Origin of the sequence: Pseudoalteromonas sp. 5Ae-yellow (genome assembly GCF_014077565.1) — a bacterium.
GTDB lineage: Bacteria > Pseudomonadota > Gammaproteobacteria > Enterobacterales > Alteromonadaceae > Pseudoalteromonas.
Genome location: NZ_JACGWD010000067.1, coordinates 1 through 25,832, shown reverse-complemented (window position 1 = coordinate 25,832; position 25,832 = coordinate 1). Strand labels below are relative to the sequence as shown.

Sequence of the window (25,832 nt, the reverse complement as noted above, 5' to 3'; positions counted from 1 at the left end):
TGGCTTGCTTTATCAGCGTTTAGGAAATAAGTTGATAAAATGTGAAGGGTACAGGAGCCGTATACGAGGTCCGTACGTACGGTTCTGTGAGAGGGATGAGGCATAAGCCTCACCCTACTCGATGTTTACAGCGCTTCTAAATTATTAAGGTAGTAGGTTGCTTGTTGCAGCGTTTGTTCTTGGAGTGTTTTTTCTTGTTTATCCCAGTTTTTATATACCATACCAATACGTGGGTTCTTTTCTAGCTTGTTTCTGTGTTTATTCATGAAATGCCAGTACAGGCTATTTAGCGGGCAAGCTTTATCACCTACTTTTTGTTTAACATCGTACTGACAGCTTTTGCAGTAATCGCTCATCTTATTAATGTAGTTACCGCTTGCAGCATAAGGTTTAGTCGCAATTATTCCATCATCGGCAAACTGGCTCATTCCTCGGGTGTTGGGCATCTCTACCCACTCTATGGCATCGATATAAACACCTAGGTACCAGTTATCTACGTCATCAGGGTTTATTCCTGTAAGCATGCAAAAGTTTCCAATAACCATTAGGCGTTGAATATGGTGGGCATAAGCGGTTTCAAGGCTTTGTTTTAATGAGTGGCTTAGGCAATTCATTTTTGTTGAGCTGTGCCAAAAATAAGATGGTAGTGTGTTTTTGGCTTGTAGTTGATTTTTAACAGCGTAGTCGGGCATGTTAATCCAATAAATGGCACGTACATATTCTCTCCAACCTAATATTTGCCTAGTAAAGCCCTCTACTTGCGAGAGGGATATTTCACTGGGTCTTTGTTCGTATTCTCTTATTACACGTTTGATTACATATAACGGGTGGAGTATTTTTGCGTTTAGGGCAAACGATAATCGGCTATGGTACAAGCTGGTATTATTTTTACTTTGATCTGTCATCGCATCTTGAAAGTGACCAAAGCAACTAAGTAAATGCTCGCAAAAGTATTCGAGAGATTCAATGGCTTGTTTACGCGTTGTTGGCCACTCTAGTTTCTGATCGGCTATTTCGCCAAAGTAAACGATCTTGTGCTTATTTAAGCGAGAAATGATGCTCTTGACATTATTATTGAATAGCTTAGGTTTTGGTATACACGCTAAGTCAGCTTTGGAAAATTTATTACGATTATTACTGTCAAAATTCCATTTGCCACCGGTTGGCTTAGTATCATCAACTAATATATTAAACTGCTTACGCATAGCACGATAGAAGTGCTCCATTGTCACATGCTTGTTTTTTGTAAAGCGTGTTTTTATATCGGTGAACGGTAATAAAAAATGTTCAGTATCTGTGGCAATTACATCAAATGAGCCATCACTTTTAAACTTAGCTAATTGGGACTTAAGCCTAAACTCATCAGGGTATTGATATTCAATAGTTTCGCATTGGTATTTATCGGAAATTCGCTTGAGTAATTCAATTAAGTCTTTGTCGTCAGCGGTATCGTCAAGTGTTAAATGCAAAACATCAAAACCTGCCGTTTTTAATGCAGTTGCAAAGTTTTCCATAGCATTAAAAAAAGCACACAGTTTTTGAATGTGATGCTTAACGTAGTCGGTTTCTTGTTTTAGTTCTGCGATCAGATAAAGCGTGTCGTCGTCTTTTTGTTTGTACCATGAATGAGATGGGTTTAACTGATCACCTAGTATTAGTCTGAGTGTTTTGTGATTGGTCATAGTAAAGCCAAATTTTTTTATACGGACGTATTTAATTAAACGATCGTTTTACTATTTAACTACGAATGAATAGAGTAAAAAGGCTTAACCGATTATCAAGGCAATAAAGGCGTGTTGGACCATGGTGTGAAAATGAGTTTAATTAAGGAGGAGGTTACGTAAGTTAAATTGCCACCCCTAAAAATTGTATATTTAAATTTTATTACTTTGCTCTTGCTGCATTTTTTGTTGTAACGAAACCACATTAGATACTTTAAATAAAACATTGCCGGCAAAGCTTTCAAAATATCTAAGCGCTTTTTTCCAAGCGAGCTGACTCTCAGTATTAAAATGCTTACCAAGGTGCTCTTCAAGGGTTTCGTAAAAAGCGTTAGATAAAAGGGCAATGTCACTGTGTGAAGCGCCGCTTTTTTTTAGATACATTAAATGGTGAGCTAAAAAAGGAGCTACCGATGCTGGTTTATCTAAATGTTTAACAATTCGTTCTAACACGCAAAAGAGGGTAAAGCTCTTTTCGTTAAACTGTAAGGCCGTCGGGTAATTCATCTCAATACTAGATTGGGCTAATTTACTATGAAACTTAGCCGTAAACGCATGAAAGTTAGGCTTAATAATTGTTAAGTTATTTAATAATGCTGATTGTTGTTGATTCATTTTTATCTCGTTGCAGTGAGTAATAACTATTATTATCAAGTAGGAATAAAGTTGATTATAGCGGGCAGTTCAAATTCTGCACGTTTTTTTAGTGTGAAAGTATGGCTTTTTGTTATATCTATTTACTTTCTGGTAATTAGTGAGCCTTTAAAACGTATTTTAAGAGTTATTAAACTTCAGTTTATCTGATTTTTATCCTGAAATAATAAGCTCCTACATTTTATGACTCAAGTATGGGAATTTTATAAAGTTGGCTGATTACTTATGTTACTTACATATACATTAAATTAGCATCTTGACGAATTGCAAATTTTATAAACTAATTGCGTATTATAGTTGCTAATTATCCTGTACATCCTTATAATAGCGGCCATTGTTTAGCGTGTTGTATAACAGCTAACAGCGATATTAAATTTAAGGTTTGATATCTATTGGCGCGGGATGGAGCAGTCTGGTAGCTCGTCGGGCTCATAACCCGAAGGTCGTCGGTTCAAATCCGGCTCCCGCAACCAATTCTACTAGTAGGTATTACCTTACTAATTTATATCGCGCATTCTAAGTAATGCGCGTTTTGCGTTTTAGGCTATGTAGTTTAATTAGGTCAGTTTACTGACTCGCAACCAAGCTTGGCCCTAGGCCACACAGTTTTATGCTTTATTGGTGTGACGCCCCGCTTGGTTCGGGGCGTTGTTGTATCTGCACCTTATGATTTGTGGCAATTGTCATCAAATTAAAATTTAAACTCAGTATTTTAGGGCTATAAGCCCTTTTTTTGTTTGTATGGAGGATTTTCGTGACAAAACTTGAACAAGATTTAGTAACCATGTTAACGCCTGCGGTAGAAATGTTAGGCTTTGAGTTGCATGGTCTTGAATTTGTGCAAGCGGGTCGCCATTCTACCTTAAGAGTATATATTGCTCATGAGGATGGGATCTCAGTTGATAACTGTGCGGATGCCAGTCGCCAAATTAGTGCGATTTTAGACGTCGAAGACCCAATTACAAATGAATATGATTTGGAAGTATCGTCTCCTGGTGTTGATCGTCTATTATTCAAACAAGATCACTACGAGCAGGCGCAAGGAGAGGAAGTACGCGTGCGTACTAAACTTCCACAGGATGGTCGTCGTAATTTTAAAGGCGACTTAGTAGCAGTTAGCAGCGATATGATCACACTATCTAGCGATGGTGCAGAGCATCTGATCATGCTTAGTAACATCGAACGTGCGAATTTAATCGCGAAGTTTTAAATTCGAGTGCGAAGGAATAGGGCAAGCGAGGCATTACCCATGGCAAAAGAGATATTATTGGTTGCTGAAGCCGTTTCCAATGAGAAAGCGGTTCCAAAAGAAAAGATTTTTGAAGCTCTAGAGTTCGCTCTAGCGACAGCGACAAAGAAAAAACACGATGGCGAAATTGAAGTACGTGTAGCAATTGACCGTAAAACCGGTGATTACGATACGTTCCGTCGCTGGCAAATTGCCGCTGTATTAGAAGATGGTTCTTTAGAGAACCCATACAGCGAAATCACTCTAGAAGCAGCACAGGTTGAAGAACCTGATTTGCAAATGGGTGATTATGTTGAAGAGCAAATCGACTCAATCAAATTTGACCGTATTACAACACAAATGGCTAAGCAAGTTATCGTACAAAAAGTACGTGAAGCTGAGCGCGCTTTAGTTGTTGAAGCATACAAAGATCAAGAAGGCGAGCTGGTAACGGGTGTTGTTAAAAAAGCAACTCGCGATGCAATCGTACTTGATTTAGGTAACAACGCAGAAGCGGTAATTTACCGTGATGACATGTTGCCACGTGAAAACTTCCGCCCGGGTGATCGAATCCGTGGTCTTTTATATGAAGTTAAACCTGAAGCACGCGGTGCACAATTATTTGTAACGCGCTCTAAACCTGAAATGCTAATGGAATTATTCCGCATTGAGGTGCCAGAAATTGGCGAAGAGATGATTGAGTTACGTGCAGCTGCACGTGATCCAGGTTCACGCGCTAAAATTGCTGTTAAATCTAACGACAAACGCATTGATCCAATTGGTGCATGTGTTGGTATGCGTGGCGCACGAGTTCAAGCTGTATCGTCTGAGCTTGGTGGTGAACGTGTTGATATCGTACTTTACGATGACAACCCAGCACAATTTGTTATCAATGCAATGGCGCCAGCAGAAGTTGCTTCAATCGTAATGGATGAAGACACTCACTCAATGGATATCGCTGTAGAAGCCGATAACCTAGCACAAGCAATTGGTCGTAATGGTCAGAATGTTCGTTTAGCAAGCCAATTAACTGGCTGGGAACTAAACGTAATGACTGTTGAAGACATGCGTACCAAAAATGAAGCTGAATCTGATAAGTTACTTAACTTATTCACTGAAAATTTAGATATAGATGATGAGTTTGCATCATTACTTATTAACGAAGGTTTCTCGACACTTGAAGAAGTGGCGTATGTACCTGCGTCTGAATTTTTAGAAATTGATGGTCTTGATGAAGAGACTGTAGATTTATTGCGTTCACGCGCAAAAGATGCATTGACAACTAAAGCACTTAAAACGGAAGAAAGCTTAGATGGCGCAGAGCCAGCTGAAGACTTACTTGCGCTTGAAGGCTTAGAGCGTCACTTAGCATTTGTTATGGCAAGCAAAGGTGTTGTTACACTTGAAGACTTGGCAGAGCAAGGTATTGACGAATTAGTTGATATCACAGAACTTTCATCTGAAAAAGCGGGTGAACTGATTATGGCTGCACGAAACATTTGTTGGTTTGCAGACGAGTAATTTATTAACGGAGGTATTACACACTATGGCAGAAGTAAATGTTGAAAAACTAGCCGGCGATATAGGTACAACTGTTGATAAATTGCTACAGCAGTTTTCACAAGCAGGTATCACTAAGCAAGCAACTGATAACGTAACAGAAGCTGAAAAAGCAACGTTACTTGATCATTTAAGCAAGCATCATGGTGGTACAGGTTCAGATGGCCCAGCGCGTATGACTTTACAACGTAAGAGCAAAAGCACATTAAGTGTGACTGGTTCTACGGGTAAAGCTAAAGATGTTCAAGTTGAAGTTCGTAAAACACGTACCTACGTGAAGAAAAGCGCAATGGAGCAAGAACAAGAGCAAGCACGCTTAGCCGCTGAAGAAAAAGCCCGTCTTGAACAGCAACAAAAAGCTGAACAAGAAGCCGCAGAATTAAAAGCGAAACAAGAGGCAGAACGTAAAGCGAAAGAAGAAGCTGACCGTAAAGCCAAAGAAGAAGCTAAACGCAAAGCTGATGCAGAGCGTAAAGCGAAACAAAAGCAGATGACCCCAGAGCAAAGTGCTAAGTCTGAGAAAGATCGCATAGAAGCTGAGCGTCTGCAAAAAGAAGCAGAAGAGGCCGCATTGAAGAAAGCTGAAGAAGAAGCGAAACGTCAAGCAGAAGAGGCAAGAAAGCTAGCTGAAGAGAATTCAGCACGCTGGAAGAAAGAAGAAGAAGAACGTAAGAAACGCGAAGAAACAGCGGATCACCATCTTACGACTTCAACTTATGCACGTGAAGCAGAAGATGTTGCCGATGCTCGTGATGAGCAAGGCACTCGCCGTGCTAAGAAAAAGAAAAAAGCGCCAGCAAAAGATAAATTTGCAGCGTCAAGAGGCCGTAACAAGTCTAAATTAAAAGCACCAGCATCGCTGCAGCATGGTTTCCAAAAACCAACTGTTGATGTTAAAAATGAAGTGCGTATTAGCGAAACAATTACAGTAGCTGAGCTTGCATCACGCATGGCTGTTAAAGGCGCTGAAGTTGTTAAAACAATGATGAAAATGGGTGACATGGTTACTATTAACCAAGTGATCGACCAAGAAGCTGCACAACTAGTTGCAGAAGAAATGGGTCACAAGGTTATCATTGTTAAAGAAAACGAATTAGAGCAAACAGTACTTAACGACCGCCATGAAGATGGTAAGTCAGAGCCTCGTGCTCCAGTAGTAACTGTAATGGGTCACGTTGACCATGGTAAAACATCGACTCTAGATTACATTCGTTCTGCGAAGGTTGCTTCTGGCGAAGCCGGTGGTATTACACAGCATATTGGTGCATACCATGTTGATGTAAACGGCAATATGATTACCTTCTTAGATACTCCAGGACATGCTGCATTTACATCAATGCGTGCTCGTGGTGCTAAAGCGACAGATATCGTAATCTTAGTGGTTGCAGCAGATGATGGTGTAATGCCACAAACTAAAGAAGCGGTACAGCACGCACGTGCAGCTGGCGTTCCTTTAATCATTGCTGTAAACAAAATGGATAAAGAAGGCGCAGATCCAGATCGCGTTAAAAACGAACTAGCTCAGCTAGACGTTATCCCTGAAGAGTGGGGCGGCGATACGCAGTACGTTCATATCTCAGCTAAAACTGGTCTAGGTATTGATGACCTTCTTGAAGCCGTACTTATGCAATCTGAGCTTTTAGAGCTTTCAGCACCTACCGAAGGTATGGCTGCAGGTGTTGTAATTGAATCTCGTCTTGATAAAGGCCGTGGTCCAGTTGCATCAGTACTTGTTCAATCTGGTACGCTTAACCAAGGTGACATTGTATTATGTGGTCTTGAGTATGGCCGTGTTCGTGCAATGCGCGATGAAAACGGTAAAGACATCAAGTCGGCAGGTCCATCGATTCCAGTGGAAATTTTAGGTCTTTCTGGTATTCCAGCTGCGGGCGACGAAGCAACTGTAGTTAAAGATGAGCGTAAAGCGCGTGAAGTTGCTTTATACCGTCAAGGTAAGTTCCGCGATGTTAAACTAGCACGTCAACAAAAAGCTAAGCTTGAAAACATGTTTACTAACATGACTGAAGGTGATGTTTCTGAAGTTAACGTGGTACTTAAAGCAGACGTTCAAGGTTCTATCGAAGCAATCTCTGATTCACTAACTAAACTTTCTACTGATGAAGTAAAAGTGAAGATTGTAGGTTCTGGTGTTGGTGGTATTACTGAGACTGATGCGACACTAGCTGCAGCGTCTAACGCAATTGTAGTTGGCTTTAACGTTCGTGCTGATGCTTCAGCTCGTAAAGTGATTGATACTGAAAACTTAGACCTTCGTTATTACAGCGTAATTTATGCCTTAATCGAAGAAGTTAAGCAAGCAATGTCAGGCATGCTAGCACCTGAGTTTAAACAAGAAATCATTGGTCTTGCGCAAGTTCGTGACGTATTCAAGTCTCCAAAAATTGGCGCAATTGCTGGTTGTATGGTTACTGAAGGTGTTATTAAACGTAGCGCTCCAATCCGTGTACTACGTGAAAACGTGGTTATCTATGAAGGTGAACTTGAGTCACTTCGTCGCTTTAAAGACGATGTTGCTGATGTTCGTAACGGCATGGAATGTGGTATCGGCGTTAAGAACTACAATGACGTACGTGTTGGTGACCAAATCGAAGTATTTGAAACAGTTGAAGTACAACGTACTCTTTAATTGTTAGCTCGCTAAACTAATAAATGGGGGCTTAGCCCCCATTTGTGTATCCATTATTTAATTAGCTTATTATTAAATTTCAATAAGTTATGATTTTAGGACAAATGCAATGAGAGAGTTTTCTCGCACTGATCGTGTTGCACAGCAAATCCAAAAAGAAATTGCTGTAATTTTACAACGCGAAATTAAAGATCCACGCTTAGGTATGGTGACAGTGTCAGCGGTAGAAGTATCGCGTGATTTATCTTATGCCAAAATTTTCATCACTGTGTTTAACACACAAGATGAAGATGCAGCTAAGCAAAGCGCTAAAGTACTTAATGAAGCAACGGGTTATATTCGCTCGTTACTTGGTAAGCGTATTCGTGCTCGTATAATGCCTGAGTTAAAGTTTGTAGTTGATAATTCACTGATGGAAGGTATGCGTATTTCTAATTTAGTGGATTCTATTATCCGCGAAGATAACGCAAAGCATGTCGATGAAGATGTAGAAAGTGTTGATGCTGATATTTCAGATAGTGAACAAAGTACTAAGCACGTAGAAGATACAGATAGCGAAGAAGGCACTGATACAGATGGCAAAGCGCAGTAAAGGCCGTGCAGTTGACGGTATTTTGTTGTTAAACAAACCGCAAGGCATTTCATCAAATAAAGCTCTGCAGCAAGCGAAAGGTGTTTATTTTGCACAAAAAGCTGGCCACACTGGGGCTTTAGACCCGCTTGCTACAGGTATGCTGCCAATTTGTTTTGGTGAGGCGACTAAGTTTACGCAGTTTTTACTCGATACAGATAAAACCTATATCGTTCGTGCAAAACTGGGTGAGCGTACAACAACATCAGATTCTGATGGCGAAATCGTAAGCACGAAAGATGTGAATGTGACGCGTGAGCAGTTAACAAAAGAAATTGCAGCTTTTGTTGGAGAGTCAGATCAATATCCATCAATGTACTCAGCACTTAAGTATCAAGGTAGACCATTATATAAGTACGCACGAGAGGGTATTGAAGTCCCTCGTAAATGCAGAAAAATAAATGTGTTTAGCTTATCGTTTGACGAATTTGATGAACAAAACAACGTATTACAAATGACGGCTCATGTATCAAAAGGGACGTATATTCGTACAATCGTTGATGATTTGGGCGAAAACCTAGGGTGTGGCGCACACGTTATAATGCTTCACAGAACTGCTGTTGGTCAGTATCCGGCAGATAAAATGGTTTCGCTTGATGAAATTGAAGCGTTGCTTGCTAAAGCGAAAGCAGAAGAGCTTGCGCCTTCTACTTATTTAGACTCGTTGTTATTACCTATAGACACTGCTTTAACTGATTTACCTGTTATTGAAATTTCGAAAGAGCAGGGCAAAGTATTTAGTCATGGGCAAGCAGTCGAGTTACCTGAAGCTTTACCAGAGGGGGCAATTAAAGTTGTTGCGGATGGTGTGTTTATTGGTACTGGCGAGCGCAACTCAAGTGGCCATTTAAAGGTTAAACGCGGTCTTGCTAGCCAGCAAGATGATTACGTAAAGCCTGAATAAGCAATTAGTGTGCCCAGCAGTGGCTTATTAGTTGTAGATGGGAATAATTAACTTGTAGTTATTCCCACAGTTGGTAGAATACGCTGGCTTAATCGTTTTGGCTGAATTAGTGATCGGCTAAGACACCTTTTAAATTTAATTTTTGGAGTTACTATGTCACTAAGCAATCAAGAAAAAATCGATATCATTGCTAAATTTGCACGTGCAGAAGGCGATACAGGTTCATCAGAAGTACAAGTAGCATTACTTACTTATGATATCAACAAGCTTCAAGGTCACTTTGCTGATCACAAGCATGACTTCCACTCACGTCGTGGTCTGCTTCGTAAAGTAAGCACTCGCCGTAAACTACTTGATTACCTTAAAGGTAAAGATATCACTAGTTATACTGCACTAATCAAAGAACTTGGCCTACGTCGTTAAGAACTAGATTATAGAAATGGGAGCTTTTTAGCTCCTTTTTTTGTGCCTAAAATTTGTGTTTGAAAATAAAACAAATTTATAAACTTATTGAATTATATTGTAAAACTCCTATTTCATAGCTTATCAAGCATCGTTGTATTTACCCACTCATTAGCCCAGCTTAAATCTAGTAGCTAGTGTGTGTTGACCTTTCGTGATTAATTTTGCAGCTGTATGTTTGGTCTTTAGGCAAGGCAGCGCCTATGTAGTGTGGTTATTCCCCATAAATAGGCGATAACGCAGCATAAATGCCAAACATGCGCTGCCTTGCGGGTTCATCCTAGGGGCGATTAACTCTTTGTTGCTCGATTTTTACTTAGCCCACTAGGTTACAAATCTCGCGCCGTGATTAAATCGCCCCTAGATTGAACAAATTTCAATCCGCAAAGATCAACACACCCTAGACTCGCATTTTGAAGTAGCTTTGGTATATACTATGCGCGTAGATAAAAAGGTTTATCTACGCTTATTCACATCATTGCCAATTGTAGTACTTAATTGATTTCCAACTGAATACAATTATGTACTGTAATTGGTACTTTGATGACAACTTATTAGAATACATTTAAGGAATATTTTAAGTGCAAGCAATTATTAAAGAATTCAAACTAGGTCAACATACAGTGACTCTAGAAACTGGTGCAATCGCTCGTCAAGCAGACGGCGCTGTACTTGCAAGCATTGGCGACACTTCAGTTTTAGTAACTGTTGTTGGTAAGCGTGAAGCACAACCTGGTCAAGACTTTTTCCCACTAACAGTTAACTACCAAGAGCGTATGTACGCTGCTGGTCGTATCCCAGGTGGTTTCTTAAAGCGTGAAGGTCGTCCTAACGATGGCGAAACTCTTATTGCACGTCTTATTGACCGTCCAATTCGTCCACTTTTCCCAAGCGGTTTTGTAAACGAAGTACAAGTTATTGCGACTGTTGTTTCTGTTAACCCTGAAATCCAACCTGATATGGTTGCGATGATTGGTACTTCAGCAGCACTTGCTATCTCAGGTATCCCGTTCAGTGGTCCAATTGGTGCATCTCGCGTTGGTTACATCAACGGCGAATACGTACTTAACCCTACATTGAAAGAGCTTGAAGAAAGCCAACTTGATTTAGTAGTAGCCGGTACTGATAAAGCGGTACTTATGGTTGAATCAGAAGCTAACGTACTTGCAGAAGACGTAATGCTTGGCGCTGTTGTATATGGTCATGAGCAATCTCAAGCGATCATCACTGCAATCGAAGAATTTAAAGCGCAAGCAGGCAAGCCTACTTGGGATTGGACTGCACCAGCTAAAAACGTTGCACTAGAAGATAAAGTAGCAGCAATTGCTGCTGATAAAGTAGGCGCAGCTTACTTAATCACTGATAAAGTAGCGCGTAAAGAAGCACTTGGCGAAGCGAAGGACGAAGTTGTTGCAGTATTAACAGCTGAACTTGCTGAAGGCGAGTCTTTAGACAAGCAAGAAGTTGGTAAAATCTTCGGTTCACTTGAGAAGAAAATCGTTCGTGGCCGTATCGCTGCTGGCGAAAAACGTATCGATGGTCGTGAACCAGATATGATTCGTGCACTAGATGTAATGACTGGCGTATTACCGCGTACTCACGGTTCTGCTATATTTACTCGTGGCGAAACTCAAGCGTTAGTAACAGCTACACTTGGTACAGAACGTGATTCACAGTTAATCGACGATTTAACTGGTACTCATAAAAACCACTTTATGCTTAACTATAACTTCCCTCCATTCTGTGTAGGTGAAACTGGTTTTGTTGGTTCTCCTAAGCGTCGTGAAATCGGCCATGGTAACCTTGCTAAGCGTGGTATTGCTGCTGTAATGCCAACACTGACTGAATTCCCATATTCAATCCGTGTAGTATCTGAAATTACTGAATCAAACGGTTCATCTTCAATGGCTTCTGTGTGTGGTACTTCACTTGCACTTATGAATGCTGGCGTTCCAATTAAAGCATCTGTTGCGGGTATCGCGATGGGTCTAGTTAAAGAAGACGAAAAATTCGTTGTTCTTTCTGACATCTTAGGTGATGAAGATCACTTAGGTGACATGGACTTTAAAGTTGCGGGTACTGCTGCGGGTATTACTGCACTTCAAATGGATATCAAAATTGAAGGTATTACTCAAGAAATCATGCAAATTGCGCTTAAACAAGCTAAAGCTGCACGTTTACACATCCTAGAAGTGATGGACGAAGCGATTTCTGCTCCTTCTGAAGAGCTATCAATGTTTGCTCCTCGTATCTACACGATGAAAATCCCACAGAAGAAAATCGCTGAAGTTATTGGTAAAGGTGGCGCAACTATTCGTCAACTTACTGAAGAAACTGGTACAACGATTGAAATCGGTGACGACGGTACAATCAAAATTGCCGCTACAGATGGCGAAAGTGCAGCTAATGCCATTAGCCGTATTGAGCAATTAACAGCTGAACTTGAAGTAGGTACTATCTACGAAGGTAAAGTTGTACGTATTGTTGACTTCGGTGCATTTGTAAACATTCTTCCAGGTAAAGATGGTCTAGTACATATTTCTCAAATTAGTACTGAGCGCGTTAACAACGTGGCTGATCACCTTTCTGAAGGTCAAGAAGTTAAAGTTAAAGTACTAGAAGTAGATCGCCAAGGCCGTGTACGTCTAAGTATTAAAGAAGCAATGGAATCAGCAGCACCAGCTGTTGACGCGCCAACTGACGCGTAATTGCTAACTTATTAATCTAGTATATTAGCTAGATGATAAAAAAGGGGCTGTTTAGCCCCTTTTTTTATGCTTTAATGAAACCTTATTGGACAAGGTCTGTCTTATATTAATCGCGATATATCTTGGTATTAAGGATTTTAATGATACTCAAACATTTAGCTTTGGCATCTTTTGCTATTTTGTCTTTAAGCGCTTGCCAAACTACAACAGAATCAGAACCAACCCCGATTGTTAATGTGCCATTTACTGCACCTTTAGCTTCTGACTTTAGAAGTGAAATTGCTATTGCACGCTACTCAGAGCTATTAAATAGAGCCGACTTAAGCGAAGAGCAACAAGCTAAGCTTTATTACGACCGTGGTGTACTTTTTGATAGTCTAGGTATGACAACTCTTTCACGTATTGATTTTAATCGCGCAGTAAAGCTTAAGCCTGATTTAGCTGAAGTGTATAATTTTTTAGGTATTCAACATACGCTTATGCAGCAGTATGAAAAAGCCTATGAGTTTTTCGATTCTGCCCTAGAACTTGATGAAGAGCATGAATACGCCTATTTAAATCGTGGTATCGCACTGTATTACGGCGACAGAGCAGGCCTTGCTAAAAATGATTTTAATGAATTTTTAGCTCGCTCTCCAAAAGATCCGTACCGAGTTTTATGGGTTTATTTAGCACAAGCACAAGAGGATAAAGCCGTTGCGCTTGATGCACTTAAACAAAATGCCACTGCGCTTGATGAATCACAATGGGCGTACCAGTTAATTTCTCTTTATACGGGGGATATGAGTGAACATGCATTTTTATCTGGCATTAGTGATGGTGTTAGAACCGAGCAAGAATATGCGCAGCGTTTATGTGAAGCTTATTTTTACTTAGCCAAAATGCATCAAGCAGCTGGTGAGCTGTATTTAGCATCAGACTATTTTAGGCTTGCGCTAGCAACCAATGTACACGAGTTTATTGAGTACAAGTATGCGCGTTTAGAACTTGAGTTGATGGAAGGTGTTGACGCAAGTTAAGCGTTTTAAGTTAATAGGTGTATTACTATGTTGTTTGTTAATTACAGGCTCGAGTAATCACCTTGGCGCTATTGGCTTTTGGCATGTTTTAAATACAAAATCCAATGTTCTACAAAGTTATTGGAATTCACCTGCTTACTTTTCTGACCACCTAGAGCAGTTACCAAAGACCTCTTTAGCTATACTCGCTCGCAATCAAATTTCCTCAGCGCAATATATGTATTCTCTTAAGCTTATTAAAAGCAGTCAGAGTGATACTGCAAAACAATTTTGGCTCTCCGCTATAAATGACTTAACAATCCCAGAGCGTAAAATATTAGCAGCAAAGTTGCTTGAGCAATCACGTTGGGGGGATTTAAAACTACTCGCTAGTAAAAACAAATTACCAGCAGGGGATGTGCTAAATCATCTAAAACTTCAGTTAAAAACACCACAGAGTAAAGTATCTACAGCGTTTATACACAATCTTGGTTTTTCATCTTTAAGAAATATAAGCAAACCTAATAAGCAATGTATGTTTAACGTACTGACTATGAGCGATCATCGTAGTGGCTTATATAAACTTACAGAGTTTATTAATACTTATAATAAACAGCCAGAGCCCCGTGAAAATATTTTTTGCTTTTCAAAACCAGTTTACGTTGCAGGTATGCTTGAGTGTAAAAGTAGCACTAATCAAATAGCAAAGTGTGACTGGCAATCAGCTAAACTCAATAACCAGCTTCCTAACAATTTTGATTTTATAGTAATGATGCCAAAAGATGGAACGGCTAATGTTACTAAAGGAACAATGCTAATAAACTCAAAAGCAAAATACAGTGTGTTTTTGCATGAGTTGATGCATTTTAACGGTTTTGAAGATGAATACGCTTTGCCTAAAACTAAGCAAGCATGGTTGTGTGCAAAAAGAGGTTTTGTTGCGCCTAATCTATTTATTTCTCATGGTGAGCCGCGGCCAACAGATTGGCATAAGGCAAAGAGTTGTCAGCAAGGAGGCATTGCTTATAAGCCCAGTGAAAATTGGTCCATTATGCAATATCAGCAGTTAGGTCTCTCAGCGCAGTATAGGCAACTTTGGTTGGAACATTTAGATACGACCAATGGTAAGTTTCATCGTCACTCTAGCGCGCTTACATTTGCAAATAAGACTATATTAAACTAACAATTATCACTATTAATTAATTGTTTTTTTAGGCTTAATAAATTGTTAGTTGTTGTTTGAAAAATGTCCATATAGAACCGCTTTTTATAGACAAAATAAGTGTTTTTCAGTATAACTATAGTCATTAATGTCGTTTAAAAACAGGCAGTAAAAGCATCACTTAGTATTAAAAAAGAGATGCCCTGATAAACTTATGATTATAAAAGGCCCTACATTATGACTTTGCTCTGGATACCCTTGTTATCCTTAATTGGCAGTGTTATTTCTGCATGCACAGGTAAGTTATCCCGTAATTTAAGCACTAGTTTAACGGCTCTTGCGCCTTTGACTGCTTTGGGGATTACTCTATACCATGCACCTGCAGTTTTAGCGGGCGAAACAATTCGTTATTCTTTAGCTTGGATCCCGTCTATAGGACTCGACTTATCTCTGCGGTTAGACGGTCTTAGTTTATTGTTTATGTTTATGATTTTAGGCATAGGCCTGCTCGTTATCCTCTACACGCGTTACTACCTCAGTGCTAACGATTCAATGGCTAAGTTATATAGTTACTTAATGCTATTTATGACCGCAATGCTTGGCATTGTTATGTCTAATAATGTTATCCAATTGTGGCTGTTTTGGGAATTAACGAGTATAAGTTCATTTTTATTAATTAGTTTTTGGTGGCATAAGTCAGAAGCGCGTAAGGGCGCACGCATGGCGCTTGCAGTAACAGGGGCGGGTGGCTTAGCACTACTTGCTGGCTTAATGTTATTAGGAGACATTGTTGGTAGTTACGACCTAGATGTTATTTTAGCAAGCAAAGCAATCATTCAATCTCACGATTTATACGAAGTAGCATTGGTATTGGTACTATTAGGTGCGTTTACTAAATCGGCACAATTTCCATTTCATTTTTGGCTTCCTCATGCAATGGCAGCACCTACTCCAGTAAGTGCGTATTTACATTCTGCAACTATGGTAAAAGCCGGTATATTTTTGTTAGCGCGTTTTCATCCTGCTTTAGCTGGCACGGATACTTGGTTTTTACTTGTAGGGTTAACAGGTTTAGCAACGCTATTGTTTGGTGCATACATAGCATTATTCAAACACGATTTAAAAGGATTGTTAGCCTATTCAACAATAAGCCACTTAGGTTTAATAACGCTGCTATTAGGACTTGATACTGAGCTTGCGACCGTTGCTGCTATTTTCCATATAATTAATCATGCAACCTTTAAGGCATCGTTATTTATGGCAGTTGGTATTATTGATCATGAAACGGGCACGCGTGATATGCGTAAATTAAATGGCATGTGGCGATACTTACCTTACACAGCAACACTTGCAATGGTCGCGGCAGCGGCAATGGCTGGCGTTCCGCTACTTAATGGTTTCTTATCGAAAGAAATGTTCTTTGCAGAAACACTGCATCAACAAGTGCTTGGTTCTATGTCGTGGTTAATTCCAGTATTGGCAACTGTTGCAGGTGCTTTCGCTGTAGCGTACTCAGCCCGCTTTATTCACGACGTATTTTTTAATGGCGACCCGATTGATTTACCTCGAACGCCGCATGAACCACCACGCTATATGCGTGTACCAATAGAAATACTCGTTGTGATTTGTTTATTGGTGGGCATGTTCCCGCACTTTACAATTGACGGTATTTTATCTGCGGCATCTTTAGCTGTACTTGGAAAAGAAATGCCAGTGTACGAATTAGCTATCTGGCATGGGTTTAACTTACCTCTACTTATGAGTGCAATGGCGATTGCTGGCGGCTTATTTATTTACATTAATCGTAAATATCTATTTCAATTTCAAGCATCACTACCACCTCTCAATGCTAAAAAAACCTTTGAACGTGTAATTTTAAGTATCGTTGCTTGGTGTCAATCAAAGGTAAATAGTACAGAAAATGGTTCCCTACAGCGCTATCTTGTAATTATGTTAGCAGTAGTACTACTGTGTGCGGGTTGGCCATTATTTGAAATGCAACAGCTTGCCGGTAGCATGCCACTTACGCCGGTTGATGTGCACAATGCAATTGGAGCTGGCTTGTTGATTATTGGTGCACTTGCTACCGTTATTTGGCATCGCTCTCGAATGGTATCGTTGTTAATGCTCTCAATTGTAGGGTTAATGGTGTCGGTTGTATTTACACGTTTTTCTGCACCTGATTTAGCACTTACACAACTAACCGTTGAGGTTGTTACTATTATTTTACTTATGCTGGCATTGTTTTTTTTACCGCAGCATACGCCAAAAGAATCAAGTTCGTTACGCGTACTTCGAGACTTAGGCATAGCTTCTACGCTAGGTGTAGTTATAGCGAGTATTTGTTATGCATTACTTACACGTCCATTAGATTCAATTTCAGACTTCTTTATTGCTAACGCTAAGATTGGTGGCGGTGGTACTAACGTAGTTAACGTTATTTTGGTCGACTTTAGGGGCTTTGATACGCTTGGCGAAATTACCGTATTAGGTATTGCCGCATTAGGTATATTTAAAGTACTTTCTCGAATCCCATTATTTATGCCTGCAAGTGACAGTGAAGGGCGCCCATGGGCTAAAGAGCGTCACCCAATATTACTGGCGAGTATTTCACAAAGTTTATTGCCGCTTGCCTTATTGGTTTCTGCGTATATTTTCTTACGTGGGCATAACTTACCTGGTGGTGGTTTTATTGCTGGGTTAGTAACATCAATCGCGTTTATTTTGCAATACATGGCGCATGGTACGGCATGGATTAACGAACGTTTTGATGTTAATTATCGCAAAATTATAGCTTCAGGCATTGGTATTTCTTTGTTTACAGGTGTGGGTAGTTGGTTCTTTGATAAGCCATTTTTAACAACTTGGTTTGACTACTTTGATATTCCGTTTGTCGGTAAAACAGAGCTTGCCAGCGCGATTGCATTTGACCTAGGTGTTTACTTAACAGTTGTAGGCGCTACGTTAATGATTTTAGCAAGCTTAGGTAATATGACAGCAGATACCCAGAAAAAAGAGGTAAATATTTAATGGAATTATTGTACGCATCTTGCGTTGGAGTATTGGTCAGTTGCGGTGTGTTTTTACTGCTGAGAGCTCGTACATTCCCTGTAGTACTTGGGCTTACTATGATTTCATACGCTGTTAACTTATTTTTGTTTTCAGCAGGTCGTCTCACTATTAATAAAGCAGTAGTGCTTGGCACAGGATCAGATTATGCAGATCCTCTACCTCAAGCTTTAGTGCTTACCGCTATTGTAATCGGCTTTGCGATGACCGCATTTGTGGTTATTTTGGCAATACGTGGGCGCGCCGATTTAGGTAGTGACCATGTTGATGGTTATGTGCCTAATACCTCTGCAGATAATAAGGAGCAAAAATGATCCAACATTTAGCTTCGCTACCTATTTTATTACCTATGCTGACGGCAGTTATTTTATTACTGCCGCCGTGTGGTAAAAGCGTCAAAATTCGCCGCTTAGTTTCAATTGTAATGGCAATAGCTACTTTTGCCATTAGTGTGCTTTTACTGGTACATATTAATAATACGGGTATTAATGTTTACGCTATTGGTAATTGGTCTGCACCATTTGGGATAGTCTTAGTTGCTGATATGTTATCTACCTTATTAGTTACGTTAACTTCACTTTTAGGTTTGGGCGCTATTTTATATGGTAGTGCTGGCGATGATGAAAAGGGCAGCTTTTATCATCCACTTGTCCACTTTTTAATATTGGGTGTAAATGGCGCGTTTTTAACGGGCGATTTATTTAACCTATTTGTATTTTTTGAAGTGTTACTGATTGCATCCTATGCATTGTTAATGCATGCAGGTGATAAACAAAACACTCGTGCTGCACTGCAATATGTAATATTGAATTTAGTTGGCTCAAGCGTGTTTTTAATCGGTTTGGGTATTTTGTACGGTGTACTTGGTACGCTTAATATTGCAGATATGGCGCAAAAAGTATCCGAGCTTACGGGCGATGATGTATACCTAGCAAAGGCTGGTGGTTTATTACTACTCATTGTATTTGCATTAAAGGGCGCATTATTACCTCTGCATTTATGGCTTCCAAATACATATTCAAGCGCTAAACCTGTGGTTGCTGCATTATTTGCGATTATGACCAAGGTAGGCGTTTACGCTATGCTTCGTGTTTACACTGTGATATTTGGCGAACAAGCAGGGGCGCTTGAACATATGGCGCAGCCTTGGCTTTGGGGCTTAGCAATTGCCACGATTATAGTGGGTGCTATTGGTGTTATGGCAGCGCAAGACTTACGTAAACTCACTTCTAACTTAGTATTGGTATCAGTGGGAACGTTGGTTGCGCTAATCGCATTACAAAATGTAAATGCCACTGCTGCACTTTTATATTATTTAGTTCATTCAACACTTGTTAGTGCCGCACTATTTTTATTAGCAGATTTAGTTTCAATCCAGCGCGGTAAAGTTGGCGACAGGCTAGTAGCAGGTCGCTGCGTTAAACAACCATTTTTATTAGGTGTGTGCTTTATTGTTGCGGCTTTAACAGTAGTTGGTATGCCGCCACTATCAGGCTTTGTAGGTAAAATTTGGATACTTAAAGCCACATTAAATAGTGAGCAAGCTTTACTATTTTGGCCTGTATATTTAGTAACAAGCTTTGCGTTATTAGTAGCGCTTTCGCGTGCCGGCACGACCTTATTTTGGGAGCATAAAAGTAAAAAAAGCGAAAACGCAGATGGTGCAAATGCACACCCGTTGCAGGTAACTGTAATTATAGGTTTACTTGCTTGTTCGCCATTGCTCGTTATTTTTGGCGGGCCAATAAGTGACTACATGCTAGGTGCTGCTACTCAGTTACATGATATAAGCGGCGGTATTAATGCTGTACTTAAAGGAGGCATGTGATGAGATTACAAGCCCGTTTTCGTTGGTTACCAACACCATTTCGTAGCCTGTTTTTGTTTATGGTATGGTTGTTGTTAAATAATAGCGTGTCGGTAGGACACTTAGTACTAGCGACTATTTTTGCTATATTTATACCCCTATTAAGCTTTTCACTTCGCGAACCTCAACCGCTTATTTTAAGGCCTGGACTAGCATTAAAGCAGTTACTTATAGTGCTTTACGATATTATTGTTGCAAATCTACAGGTGGCTTTGCTTATACTTGGGCCATCTAAAAACTTACGCCCGGCCTTTATAAAAGTACCGATTGATTTAACTCATGATATGCCAATTACTATATTGGCCAGTAGTGTATCGCTTACACCCGGTACAGTGAGCGCAGAGGTTTATCCAATTGCAGAATCGTTACCTGAAGGTGAAGAGCCAACACAACGTTACTTACTAATACATGTGCTTGACCTTAAAGATGAAGAAGCACTTATCAAACAAATAAAACAACGCTACGAAGCTCCACTGAAGGAGATATTTCAATGTTAGACACCGTATTACTCATTGTTTTTTCGATGATTGGCTTATCATTATTGCTTAATTTATGGCGATTGATTATTGGTCCGTCAGTGCCTGACCGTGTTTTAGCGCTCGATACAATGTACATAAATGTTATTGCACTGATTATTTTATACAGTATAAGTATGGACACAGGGCTTTACTTTGAAGCAGCACTGCTTATTGCCATGCTTGGTTTTATAAGTACAGTTGCAGTGTGTAAGTATTTACTACGCGGCGATATAATTGAATAAGGTGAAAACATGATCAGCGAATGGGTTGTATCAATACTATTGTTATTTGGTGGTACGTTTATTTTAATTGGCTCGATAGGCTTAATTAAACTGCCTGACTTTTTTATGCGTTTGCATGGACCAACAAAGGCAACAACGTTAGGTATGGCAAGTATGTTAATCGCAGCTATGGTTTATTTTGTAAATTCAGGCCATGGACTCAGTGTTAGAGAAATACTCATTACTATATTTTTACTCATTACGGCGCCGATTAGTGGTTACATGCTAATAAAATCAGCTATTCATCATAAGCTAAAAGCTAAAGAAGGCACTAAAGGTCTCGATAATGTAGAGGACGATTAACGCAAATGCGCACTAATAAAAGGCCGAATAAACGCGATTTATTCGGCCTTTTTAATGATTACCTGTCCCCTTTACAATACTAATTAATCATGTGACTATAAAACGATTATTTATATTAAAGGATATTATTATGGGTAAGGTACTACTTTTATCATTACTGATTTTTTCTAGCAGTTTATATGCTGAGCAAAATACAAAACAGCAAAAAATAGATGAACTTATTAGTGTAATGAACTTAGATTCAATGGTTGATTCTATGTACGGCCAGGTTGAAGGTATGATGAAAGGTATGTCTGATCAAATGGGTGTTAAGCCTTCTGAACAGGCAATTTTTGATAAATACTATGGTGACATGACGACGGTATTAAAAACCGAAATGAGCTGGGCCAAAATGCAGCCGATGATGATTAGCGTGTACGACAAACATTTTAGTGAGCAAGAGATTGCTGATATGTTAGCATTTTATAAGACAGATACCGGGCAAAAAATACTTGAAAAAATGCCTGTTGTAATGCAAGAGTCTATGCAAATGTCTCAAAGCTTAATGAAAGATGCCATGCCTAAAATACAAACTTTAGCGCAGCAGCTAAGCGACGAATTAGAGCAAAGCCGTAGCGAATCAAACTAGGGCATGTAGATCTTTGTGGATTGAATTTATTCAATCCAAGGAAGATTAAATTGCGGCGCGAGGTTTGTAACCTAGTGAGCTCGGTAACTGCTCATGCGTTACCCTACAGGCTTACATTCATGTAAGAATAAGCAAAAACCGAGCAAAGCTTCCGCGTCCTGCTCACGCCCCTGATCTTCATCCATGTAGGCAACAAAGAGTTAATCGTCCCTAGAGGGAACCCAAAGGGCAGCGCATGTTTGGTATTTGTGATGCGTTATCGCCAACTTATGGGGAATAACCACATAAATAGGCTCTGCCTTGCCTAAAGACCAAACAGTCTGCTGTAAGTTAAACCACTAATGTTCAACAGGCCCTTAGATTAATACGCGCCTTACTTAGGCGCTTCTCTCCTGAATTCACCCCTCCTGATAATACGCGCCGGTATCAGCTTAAGTTAATTCTGTTTGTGTCACTATGCCGATGATCAATAATACTTAATCATTTTGATATACGAGTGCGTGGAAGCAAGGCAATTAGTGATAACAACTAAATAATAAAATCTTTGCCTTGTTATCAACACGATTTTATTCTCTCAAACAGGTCACTTAATTAAGCGAATTGGTATTATTTTATTAGCTTTAAAATAGTCATTGACCTATGTGTTGCACCTAGGTTTATTATGAAGCCACTGAAACACGACGGAGCCAAATTATGTATGTTAAACAACTCGCCAAGTTAATGGGCGTGACTGCCGATACTGTTCGTCATTACACGCGTGTTGGGTTACTTAATCCAATACGCAGTGAAGAAAATGGCTATCAAGAATATACAAAGCAAGACCAGCAGCGTTTAAAGTTTATTATTAGCTCTCGTCAACTTGGTTTTTCACTCAAAGATATTCAACACATTATAGGCGAGTCAGAGCAGGGAAATTGTCCTTGTCCTTTAACACGCAAACTCATTACTAAACGCCTAGAAGAAACCGAAGCACTATTTCAAGAAACATTAAAGCTACGAAACAGAATGCATGCAGCCCTTGAGCAATGGGATACATCAGCCGATGGTGAAAATGCCAGTGACGTGTGTAGTTTAATAGAATCTTTTGTTGATCCAATAAACGATTCCGTAAATAAGGAGCAGCGTAATGACGACTAATACAAAAGACACCGCGCAAAACTTTATTATTGAAGGCGCTAATTGCGGCAGTTGTGTAGCCAAAATTGAAAAAGCCCTTAATAGCGTGCAAGGCGCGCAAAACGTGGAAATGAACTTTGCTGAGCGTACTGTACGCGTAGAAGGTAAAGCTGACGAAAGTACGCTTATTAAAGCAGTCGAAAACATTGGTTATTCAGCTAAGCCAATGAGTAATGAGTCTGATCAAGATGCACTTGATGAAAAAGCAAAGTCGGACGAGGCACATTACAAAAAGCTAATGCGTAATATGATATTAGCGTTAGGAGTCGGTGCACCGTTAATGATATACGGGCTTATTTTTGATATGAGTGTGACCACCGACACACAACGAATAGCCTGGTTTTTAGTGGGTATAGTCACGCTTGTGGTTGTGGCTATATCAGGTAAGCAATTTTACAACGGTGCTTGGCAGGCATTTAAAAACCATGCTGCCAATATGGATACATTAATAGCGCTTGGTACAGGTACTGCGTGGTTGTATTCAATGTTCGTAGTAATAGCACCAAACTTATTACCACAAGTCGCAAGGCACGTATATTTTGAAGCATCATCGATGATCATCGGTTTAATTAGTTTAGGGCTCGCTTTTGAAGTAAAAGCACGTGGGCGCACCTCACAAGCAATTAAACGCTTAATTGGCCTGCAACCAAAAACTGCACGCGTTATTCGCGATGGTCAAGAGCAAGACATCGACATTAGTGATGTTGTAAAAAATGATGAAGTACGCGTACGCCCGGGTGAAAAAATCCCTGTGGATGGCGATGTTATTGAAGGCAGCAGTACGGTTGATGAGTCAATGCTTACTGGTGAGCCAATGGCTGTAAGCAAAAAAACGGGCGACAAAGTCGTTGCCGGAAGTATTAATAAAAGTGGCACTTTATTATTTAAAGCCACGCACATTGGTAGCGAAACCACACTTGCCAATATTATCAATATGGTAAAGCGTGCACAAAACTCAAAGCCATCAATAGGGCGCTTAGCTGATGTTATATCAGGAATATTTGTACCAACAGTCATGATTATTGCGGTGCTTGCAGGCCTTGCATGGTTAAACTTTGGACCTGAGCCATCAATTGCTTATGCCGTTGTTGCGGTTACCACTGTACTTATTATTGCTTGTCCTTGTGCGCTAGGACTCGCAACCCCTATGTCGGTTATGGTGGGTATTGGTAAAGCTGCAGAGTCAGGAATATTAATTCGAAATGGTGAGTCGCTGCAAACAACATCTAAAATCACCACCATGATTTTAGATAAAACAGGCACTATTACTCAAGGCACACCGCAAGTTACCGATGTAGTTACCTTTAATAACAGTGATGAAAATACAGTAATGCAACTTGTTGCAAGCCTTGAAAGTAGCTCAGAGCATCCACTAGCCCAAGCAATTACGGCACACGCTAAAAAGCAGGGCTTAGCTTTAAGTAAAGTAGCCGACTTTAATGCAATTACAGGTAAAGGTGTCACTGGCAGTGTTGACGGGCAAACATTGTTGTTTGGCAATAAAGCGCTAATGGATAAATACAACGTGGCCGTTTATGATGCAATCGAGCAAGCTCAAACACTTGCCAGTGATGCTAAAACGCCCATGTATTTTGCAAGTAATAATAAGCTCCACGCTATTATTGCAGTAGCCGATCCAATTAAAGAGGATTCAGTTGAAGCTATTAAACGCCTGCAAGATAAAGGTATCCACCTAGTTATGCTAACAGGTGACAACAAAGCCACTGCACAAGCCGTTGCTAAACAAGTTGGTATTGATGACTTTATTGCAGAAGTAATGCCCGATGATAAAGTGAACGAAGTAACAAAATGCCAAGCAAATGGTGAAATAGTGGGTATGACAGGTGATGGTATTAACGATGCTCCCGCACTTGCACAAGCCGACGTAGGATTTGCAATTGGTACAGGTACCGATGTTGCAATAGAAAGTGCAGACATTACCTTAATGCGTGGTTCATTACATGGCCTTGCTGATGCAATTGCAGTGAGTAATGCAACTATTTCAAATATTAAACAAAACCTATTTGGTGCCTTTATTTATAACGTGGCGGGTATTCCGATTGCAGCCGGCGTGTTGTATCCATTTTTTGGCATCCTACTTAACCCTGTTGTTGCAGGTGCAGCTATGGCACTTTCATCGCTTACAGTGGTAAGTAACGCTAATCGCTTACGTTTTTTCAAACCAAATAAATCGTAATTTAAGCTAAGGAGTACATTATGTTGATGATTAATATAGGTGGTGCACTGTTAATAGCTGCAATTATTTATTGGTTTTGGCTATACAAACCAGAGCAAACACAAAGTGATGACAACAAAGAAACGATAGTCGTTGATAACGGTGTTTATAAGCCAAGACACATTAAAGTGGCAGCCAACAAAGAGGTTGTACTTACCTTTGATAGAAAAGACAGCGCGCCGTGCGCCGAAACAGTGGTATTTCCACAGCTTGATATAAGTAAAACGCTGGCAATGGGTGATGGCAATACGGTTAAACTACCTGCGCTTGAAGCCGGTGAATACGACTTTCATTGCCAAATGCAAATGTACAAAGGCAAGCTAGTTGCTCAGTAATCTGAGCTAAGTAGCTAGTTGCTCAGTAATCTGAGCTAAGTAGGTGTTGTGGTCGTATAATTGCCTTATATAAGCTGTATAAATAGATGAGTAGGAGTCGTTATACTAAATGAATAAACTAAACCCTAAAAAATTATTGAATAGTAAATGGACCGCAACACCTGCTATAAATAAAGAAAAACACTTCATTATTGTTGAGGTGGAATTTGATGAAGACGGCAATGTAATTGAATGTATTACTGAGGCTGTTATGTCAAAAAATCAATATCCAATTAGTTGGCGAGATTTAAAAGATAACCAAAAGTGGCTGCAAGGGTGGAAGTAGTTTAAATCTACATAATTTACCTCACTCCAATAGCTGGCACGCGATGTAGGTTTGCTTAAGTCAAGCGAACCTATATTTTACAACGCATCAAATTATGAGTTGAATGCTACAACTTAGCTTTAACATTGAAACCTTTCTAGGTAAATTCGCCATTTGGCAACAAAACAGTTAATTTCAAAATATCCTTTCAAAATTTTTATAATAAATCTCAAAATTAATGTAACTAACTAGGGCGTGTTGATCTTTGTGGTATGAAAAACAAACAGCATGAAGATAAGGTATAATTGAATTTGCCAGAAAACTTTACACCGAACCTACATGCCAAGATTAATGTTAACAGACGGGACATGGAATGTCTTATCAAAAGTAATGTACTTAAGTGGTCGAATTTATAATAAGCCCGACCATAGAAAAACGCT

General features: G+C 39.8%; 22 protein-coding genes and 1 tRNA gene. 21 read left to right on the top strand and 2 right to left on the bottom strand.

All coding sequences use genetic code 11. The annotated features are described in order from the left end of the window. Nucleotides 1–125: 125 nt before the first annotated feature. Together H4J63_RS15930 and H4J63_RS15925 are read right to left on the bottom strand one after the other, a co-directional pair. Entirely contained in the window at nt 126–1,682 is a 1,557-nt protein-coding gene (locus H4J63_RS15930) for a cryptochrome/photolyase family protein (protein ID WP_182197480.1), read from the bottom strand. Nucleotides 1,683–1,874: 192 nt separating this feature from the next. Next, nucleotides 1,875–2,336, bottom strand: coding sequence for a globin (locus H4J63_RS15925; protein WP_182197478.1), 462 nt, complete (start codon nt 2,334–2,336; stop codon nt 1,875–1,877). A gap of 435 nt (nt 2,337–2,771) precedes the next feature. Here H4J63_RS15925 and H4J63_RS15920 point away from each other — a divergent pair. The 21 genes from H4J63_RS15920 to H4J63_RS15820 all read left to right on the top strand — a co-directional run bounded on the left by H4J63_RS15920 (nt 2,772) and on the right by H4J63_RS15820 (nt 25,413). Beyond that, a tRNA-Met gene (locus H4J63_RS15920) sits at nt 2,772–2,848 on the top strand. 281 nt (nt 2,849–3,129) lie between these two features. Next, complete coding sequence (rimP, locus tag H4J63_RS15915; protein WP_002958482.1) at nt 3,130–3,585, top strand: ribosome maturation factor RimP; 456 nt, start codon at nt 3,130–3,132, stop codon at nt 3,583–3,585. Between the two features lie 39 nt (nt 3,586–3,624). Beyond that, on the top strand, nt 3,625–5,124 hold the full coding sequence (gene nusA / locus H4J63_RS15910) for a transcription termination factor NusA (RefSeq protein WP_002958483.1): 1,500 nt from the start codon (nt 3,625–3,627) through the stop codon (nt 5,122–5,124). A gap of 25 nt (nt 5,125–5,149) precedes the next feature. After that, nucleotides 5,150–7,810: a translation initiation factor IF-2 gene (infB, locus tag H4J63_RS15905; RefSeq protein ID WP_002958484.1), complete on the top strand. Its 2,661-nt coding sequence runs from the start codon at nt 5,150–5,152 to the stop codon at nt 7,808–7,810. A 109-nt stretch (nt 7,811–7,919) separates the two neighbouring features. Continuing rightward, nucleotides 7,920–8,402: a 30S ribosome-binding factor RbfA gene (gene rbfA, locus H4J63_RS15900; protein ID WP_002958487.1), complete on the top strand. Its 483-nt coding sequence runs from the start codon at nt 7,920–7,922 to the stop codon at nt 8,400–8,402. Continuing rightward, nucleotides 8,386–9,345: a tRNA pseudouridine(55) synthase TruB gene (gene truB, locus H4J63_RS15895; RefSeq protein ID WP_002958489.1), complete on the top strand. Its 960-nt coding sequence runs from the start codon at nt 8,386–8,388 to the stop codon at nt 9,343–9,345. Before rbfA ends, truB begins: the two co-directional genes overlap by 17 nt. Before the next feature lie 153 nt (nt 9,346–9,498). Next, nucleotides 9,499–9,768, top strand: coding sequence for a 30S ribosomal protein S15 (gene rpsO, locus H4J63_RS15890; protein ID WP_002958490.1), 270 nt, complete (start codon nt 9,499–9,501; stop codon nt 9,766–9,768). A gap of 620 nt (nt 9,769–10,388) precedes the next feature. Further along, a complete protein-coding gene (pnp, locus tag H4J63_RS15885) occupies nt 10,389–12,515 on the top strand; it encodes a polyribonucleotide nucleotidyltransferase (protein ID WP_076924799.1) in 2,127 nt (708 codons plus the stop codon). A 140-nt stretch (nt 12,516–12,655) separates the two neighbouring features. After that, nucleotides 12,656–13,534: a lipoprotein NlpI gene (gene nlpI / locus H4J63_RS15880; protein ID WP_182197476.1), complete on the top strand. Its 879-nt coding sequence runs from the start codon at nt 12,656–12,658 to the stop codon at nt 13,532–13,534. Continuing rightward, nucleotides 13,521–14,696: a hypothetical protein gene (locus H4J63_RS15875; RefSeq protein WP_182197475.1), complete on the top strand. Its 1,176-nt coding sequence runs from the start codon at nt 13,521–13,523 to the stop codon at nt 14,694–14,696. Before nlpI ends, H4J63_RS15875 begins: the two co-directional genes overlap by 14 nt. Before the next feature lie 216 nt (nt 14,697–14,912). Then, nucleotides 14,913–17,705 (top strand): monovalent cation/H+ antiporter subunit A, encoded by a 2,793-nt coding sequence (locus H4J63_RS15870; RefSeq protein WP_024598205.1) that lies wholly within the window; start codon nt 14,913–14,915, stop codon nt 17,703–17,705. Then, nucleotides 17,705–18,058, top strand: coding sequence for a Na+/H+ antiporter subunit C (locus H4J63_RS15865; RefSeq protein WP_024598206.1), 354 nt, complete (start codon nt 17,705–17,707; stop codon nt 18,056–18,058). Before H4J63_RS15870 ends, H4J63_RS15865 begins: the two co-directional genes overlap by 1 nt. Next, nucleotides 18,055–19,572, top strand: coding sequence for a monovalent cation/H+ antiporter subunit D (locus tag H4J63_RS15860; protein WP_024606295.1), 1,518 nt, complete (start codon nt 18,055–18,057; stop codon nt 19,570–19,572). Before H4J63_RS15865 ends, H4J63_RS15860 begins: the two co-directional genes overlap by 4 nt. After that, nucleotides 19,572–20,108 (top strand): Na+/H+ antiporter subunit E, encoded by a 537-nt coding sequence (locus H4J63_RS15855; protein ID WP_024598208.1) that lies wholly within the window; start codon nt 19,572–19,574, stop codon nt 20,106–20,108. Before H4J63_RS15860 ends, H4J63_RS15855 begins: the two co-directional genes overlap by 1 nt. Next, nucleotides 20,102–20,371: a K+/H+ antiporter subunit F gene (locus tag H4J63_RS15850; RefSeq protein ID WP_007378493.1), complete on the top strand. Its 270-nt coding sequence runs from the start codon at nt 20,102–20,104 to the stop codon at nt 20,369–20,371. The genes H4J63_RS15855 and H4J63_RS15850 overlap by 7 nt, the downstream gene beginning before the upstream one ends. A 9-nt stretch (nt 20,372–20,380) precedes the next feature. Next, nucleotides 20,381–20,713: a Na+/H+ antiporter subunit G gene (locus H4J63_RS15845; protein WP_024598209.1), complete on the top strand. Its 333-nt coding sequence runs from the start codon at nt 20,381–20,383 to the stop codon at nt 20,711–20,713. A gap of 130 nt (nt 20,714–20,843) precedes the next feature. Continuing rightward, on the top strand, nt 20,844–21,341 hold the full coding sequence (locus H4J63_RS15840) for a DUF2059 domain-containing protein (protein ID WP_024598210.1): 498 nt from the start codon (nt 20,844–20,846) through the stop codon (nt 21,339–21,341). 693 nt (nt 21,342–22,034) lie between these two features. Then, complete coding sequence (locus H4J63_RS15835; RefSeq protein ID WP_024606296.1) at nt 22,035–22,478, top strand: MerR family transcriptional regulator; 444 nt, start codon at nt 22,035–22,037, stop codon at nt 22,476–22,478. Then, nucleotides 22,468–24,714 (top strand): heavy metal translocating P-type ATPase, encoded by a 2,247-nt coding sequence (locus H4J63_RS15830; RefSeq protein WP_182197473.1) that lies wholly within the window; start codon nt 22,468–22,470, stop codon nt 24,712–24,714. Before H4J63_RS15835 ends, H4J63_RS15830 begins: the two co-directional genes overlap by 11 nt. A gap of 20 nt (nt 24,715–24,734) precedes the next feature. Beyond that, the gene (locus H4J63_RS15825) at nt 24,735–25,088 is read left to right on the top strand and encodes a cupredoxin domain-containing protein (RefSeq protein WP_182197471.1); all 354 of its coding nucleotides are present in this window, start codon (nt 24,735–24,737) and stop codon (nt 25,086–25,088) included. A gap of 109 nt (nt 25,089–25,197) precedes the next feature. Further along, nucleotides 25,198–25,413, top strand: coding sequence for a TIGR02450 family Trp-rich protein (locus tag H4J63_RS15820; protein ID WP_002958506.1), 216 nt, complete (start codon nt 25,198–25,200; stop codon nt 25,411–25,413). The last annotated feature ends 419 nt before the right edge of the window (nt 25,414–25,832 follow it).

Bases quoted from the DNA above. Each gene is read 5' to 3' on its own strand.
- H4J63_RS15930 (WP_182197480.1), bottom strand. From the start codon at position 1,682: ATGACCAATCACAAAACACTCAGACTAATACTAGGTGATCAGTTAAAC.
- H4J63_RS15925 (WP_182197478.1), bottom strand. From the start codon at position 2,336: ATGAATCAACAACAATCAGCATTATTAAATAACTTAACAATTATTAAG.
- nusA (WP_002958483.1), top strand. From the start codon at position 3,625: ATGGCAAAAGAGATATTATTGGTTGCTGAAGCCGTTTCCAATGAGAAA.
- infB (WP_002958484.1), top strand. From the start codon at position 5,150: ATGGCAGAAGTAAATGTTGAAAAACTAGCCGGCGATATAGGTACAACT.
- rbfA (WP_002958487.1), top strand. From the start codon at position 7,920: ATGAGAGAGTTTTCTCGCACTGATCGTGTTGCACAGCAAATCCAAAAA.
- truB (WP_002958489.1), top strand. From the start codon at position 8,386: ATGGCAAAGCGCAGTAAAGGCCGTGCAGTTGACGGTATTTTGTTGTTA.
- rpsO (WP_002958490.1), top strand. From the start codon at position 9,499: ATGTCACTAAGCAATCAAGAAAAAATCGATATCATTGCTAAATTTGCA.
- nlpI (WP_182197476.1), top strand. From the start codon at position 12,656: ATGATACTCAAACATTTAGCTTTGGCATCTTTTGCTATTTTGTCTTTA.
- H4J63_RS15870 (WP_024598205.1), top strand. From the start codon at position 14,913: ATGACTTTGCTCTGGATACCCTTGTTATCCTTAATTGGCAGTGTTATT.
- H4J63_RS15865 (WP_024598206.1), top strand. From the start codon at position 17,705: ATGGAATTATTGTACGCATCTTGCGTTGGAGTATTGGTCAGTTGCGGT.
- H4J63_RS15860 (WP_024606295.1), top strand. From the start codon at position 18,055: ATGATCCAACATTTAGCTTCGCTACCTATTTTATTACCTATGCTGACG.
- H4J63_RS15855 (WP_024598208.1), top strand. From the start codon at position 19,572: ATGAGATTACAAGCCCGTTTTCGTTGGTTACCAACACCATTTCGTAGC.
- H4J63_RS15850 (WP_007378493.1), top strand. From the start codon at position 20,102: ATGTTAGACACCGTATTACTCATTGTTTTTTCGATGATTGGCTTATCA.
- H4J63_RS15845 (WP_024598209.1), top strand. From the start codon at position 20,381: ATGATCAGCGAATGGGTTGTATCAATACTATTGTTATTTGGTGGTACG.
- H4J63_RS15840 (WP_024598210.1), top strand. From the start codon at position 20,844: ATGGGTAAGGTACTACTTTTATCATTACTGATTTTTTCTAGCAGTTTA.
- H4J63_RS15835 (WP_024606296.1), top strand. From the start codon at position 22,035: ATGTATGTTAAACAACTCGCCAAGTTAATGGGCGTGACTGCCGATACT.
- H4J63_RS15830 (WP_182197473.1), top strand. From the start codon at position 22,468: ATGACGACTAATACAAAAGACACCGCGCAAAACTTTATTATTGAAGGC.
- H4J63_RS15825 (WP_182197471.1), top strand. From the start codon at position 24,735: ATGTTGATGATTAATATAGGTGGTGCACTGTTAATAGCTGCAATTATT.
- H4J63_RS15820 (WP_002958506.1), top strand. From the start codon at position 25,198: ATGAATAAACTAAACCCTAAAAAATTATTGAATAGTAAATGGACCGCA.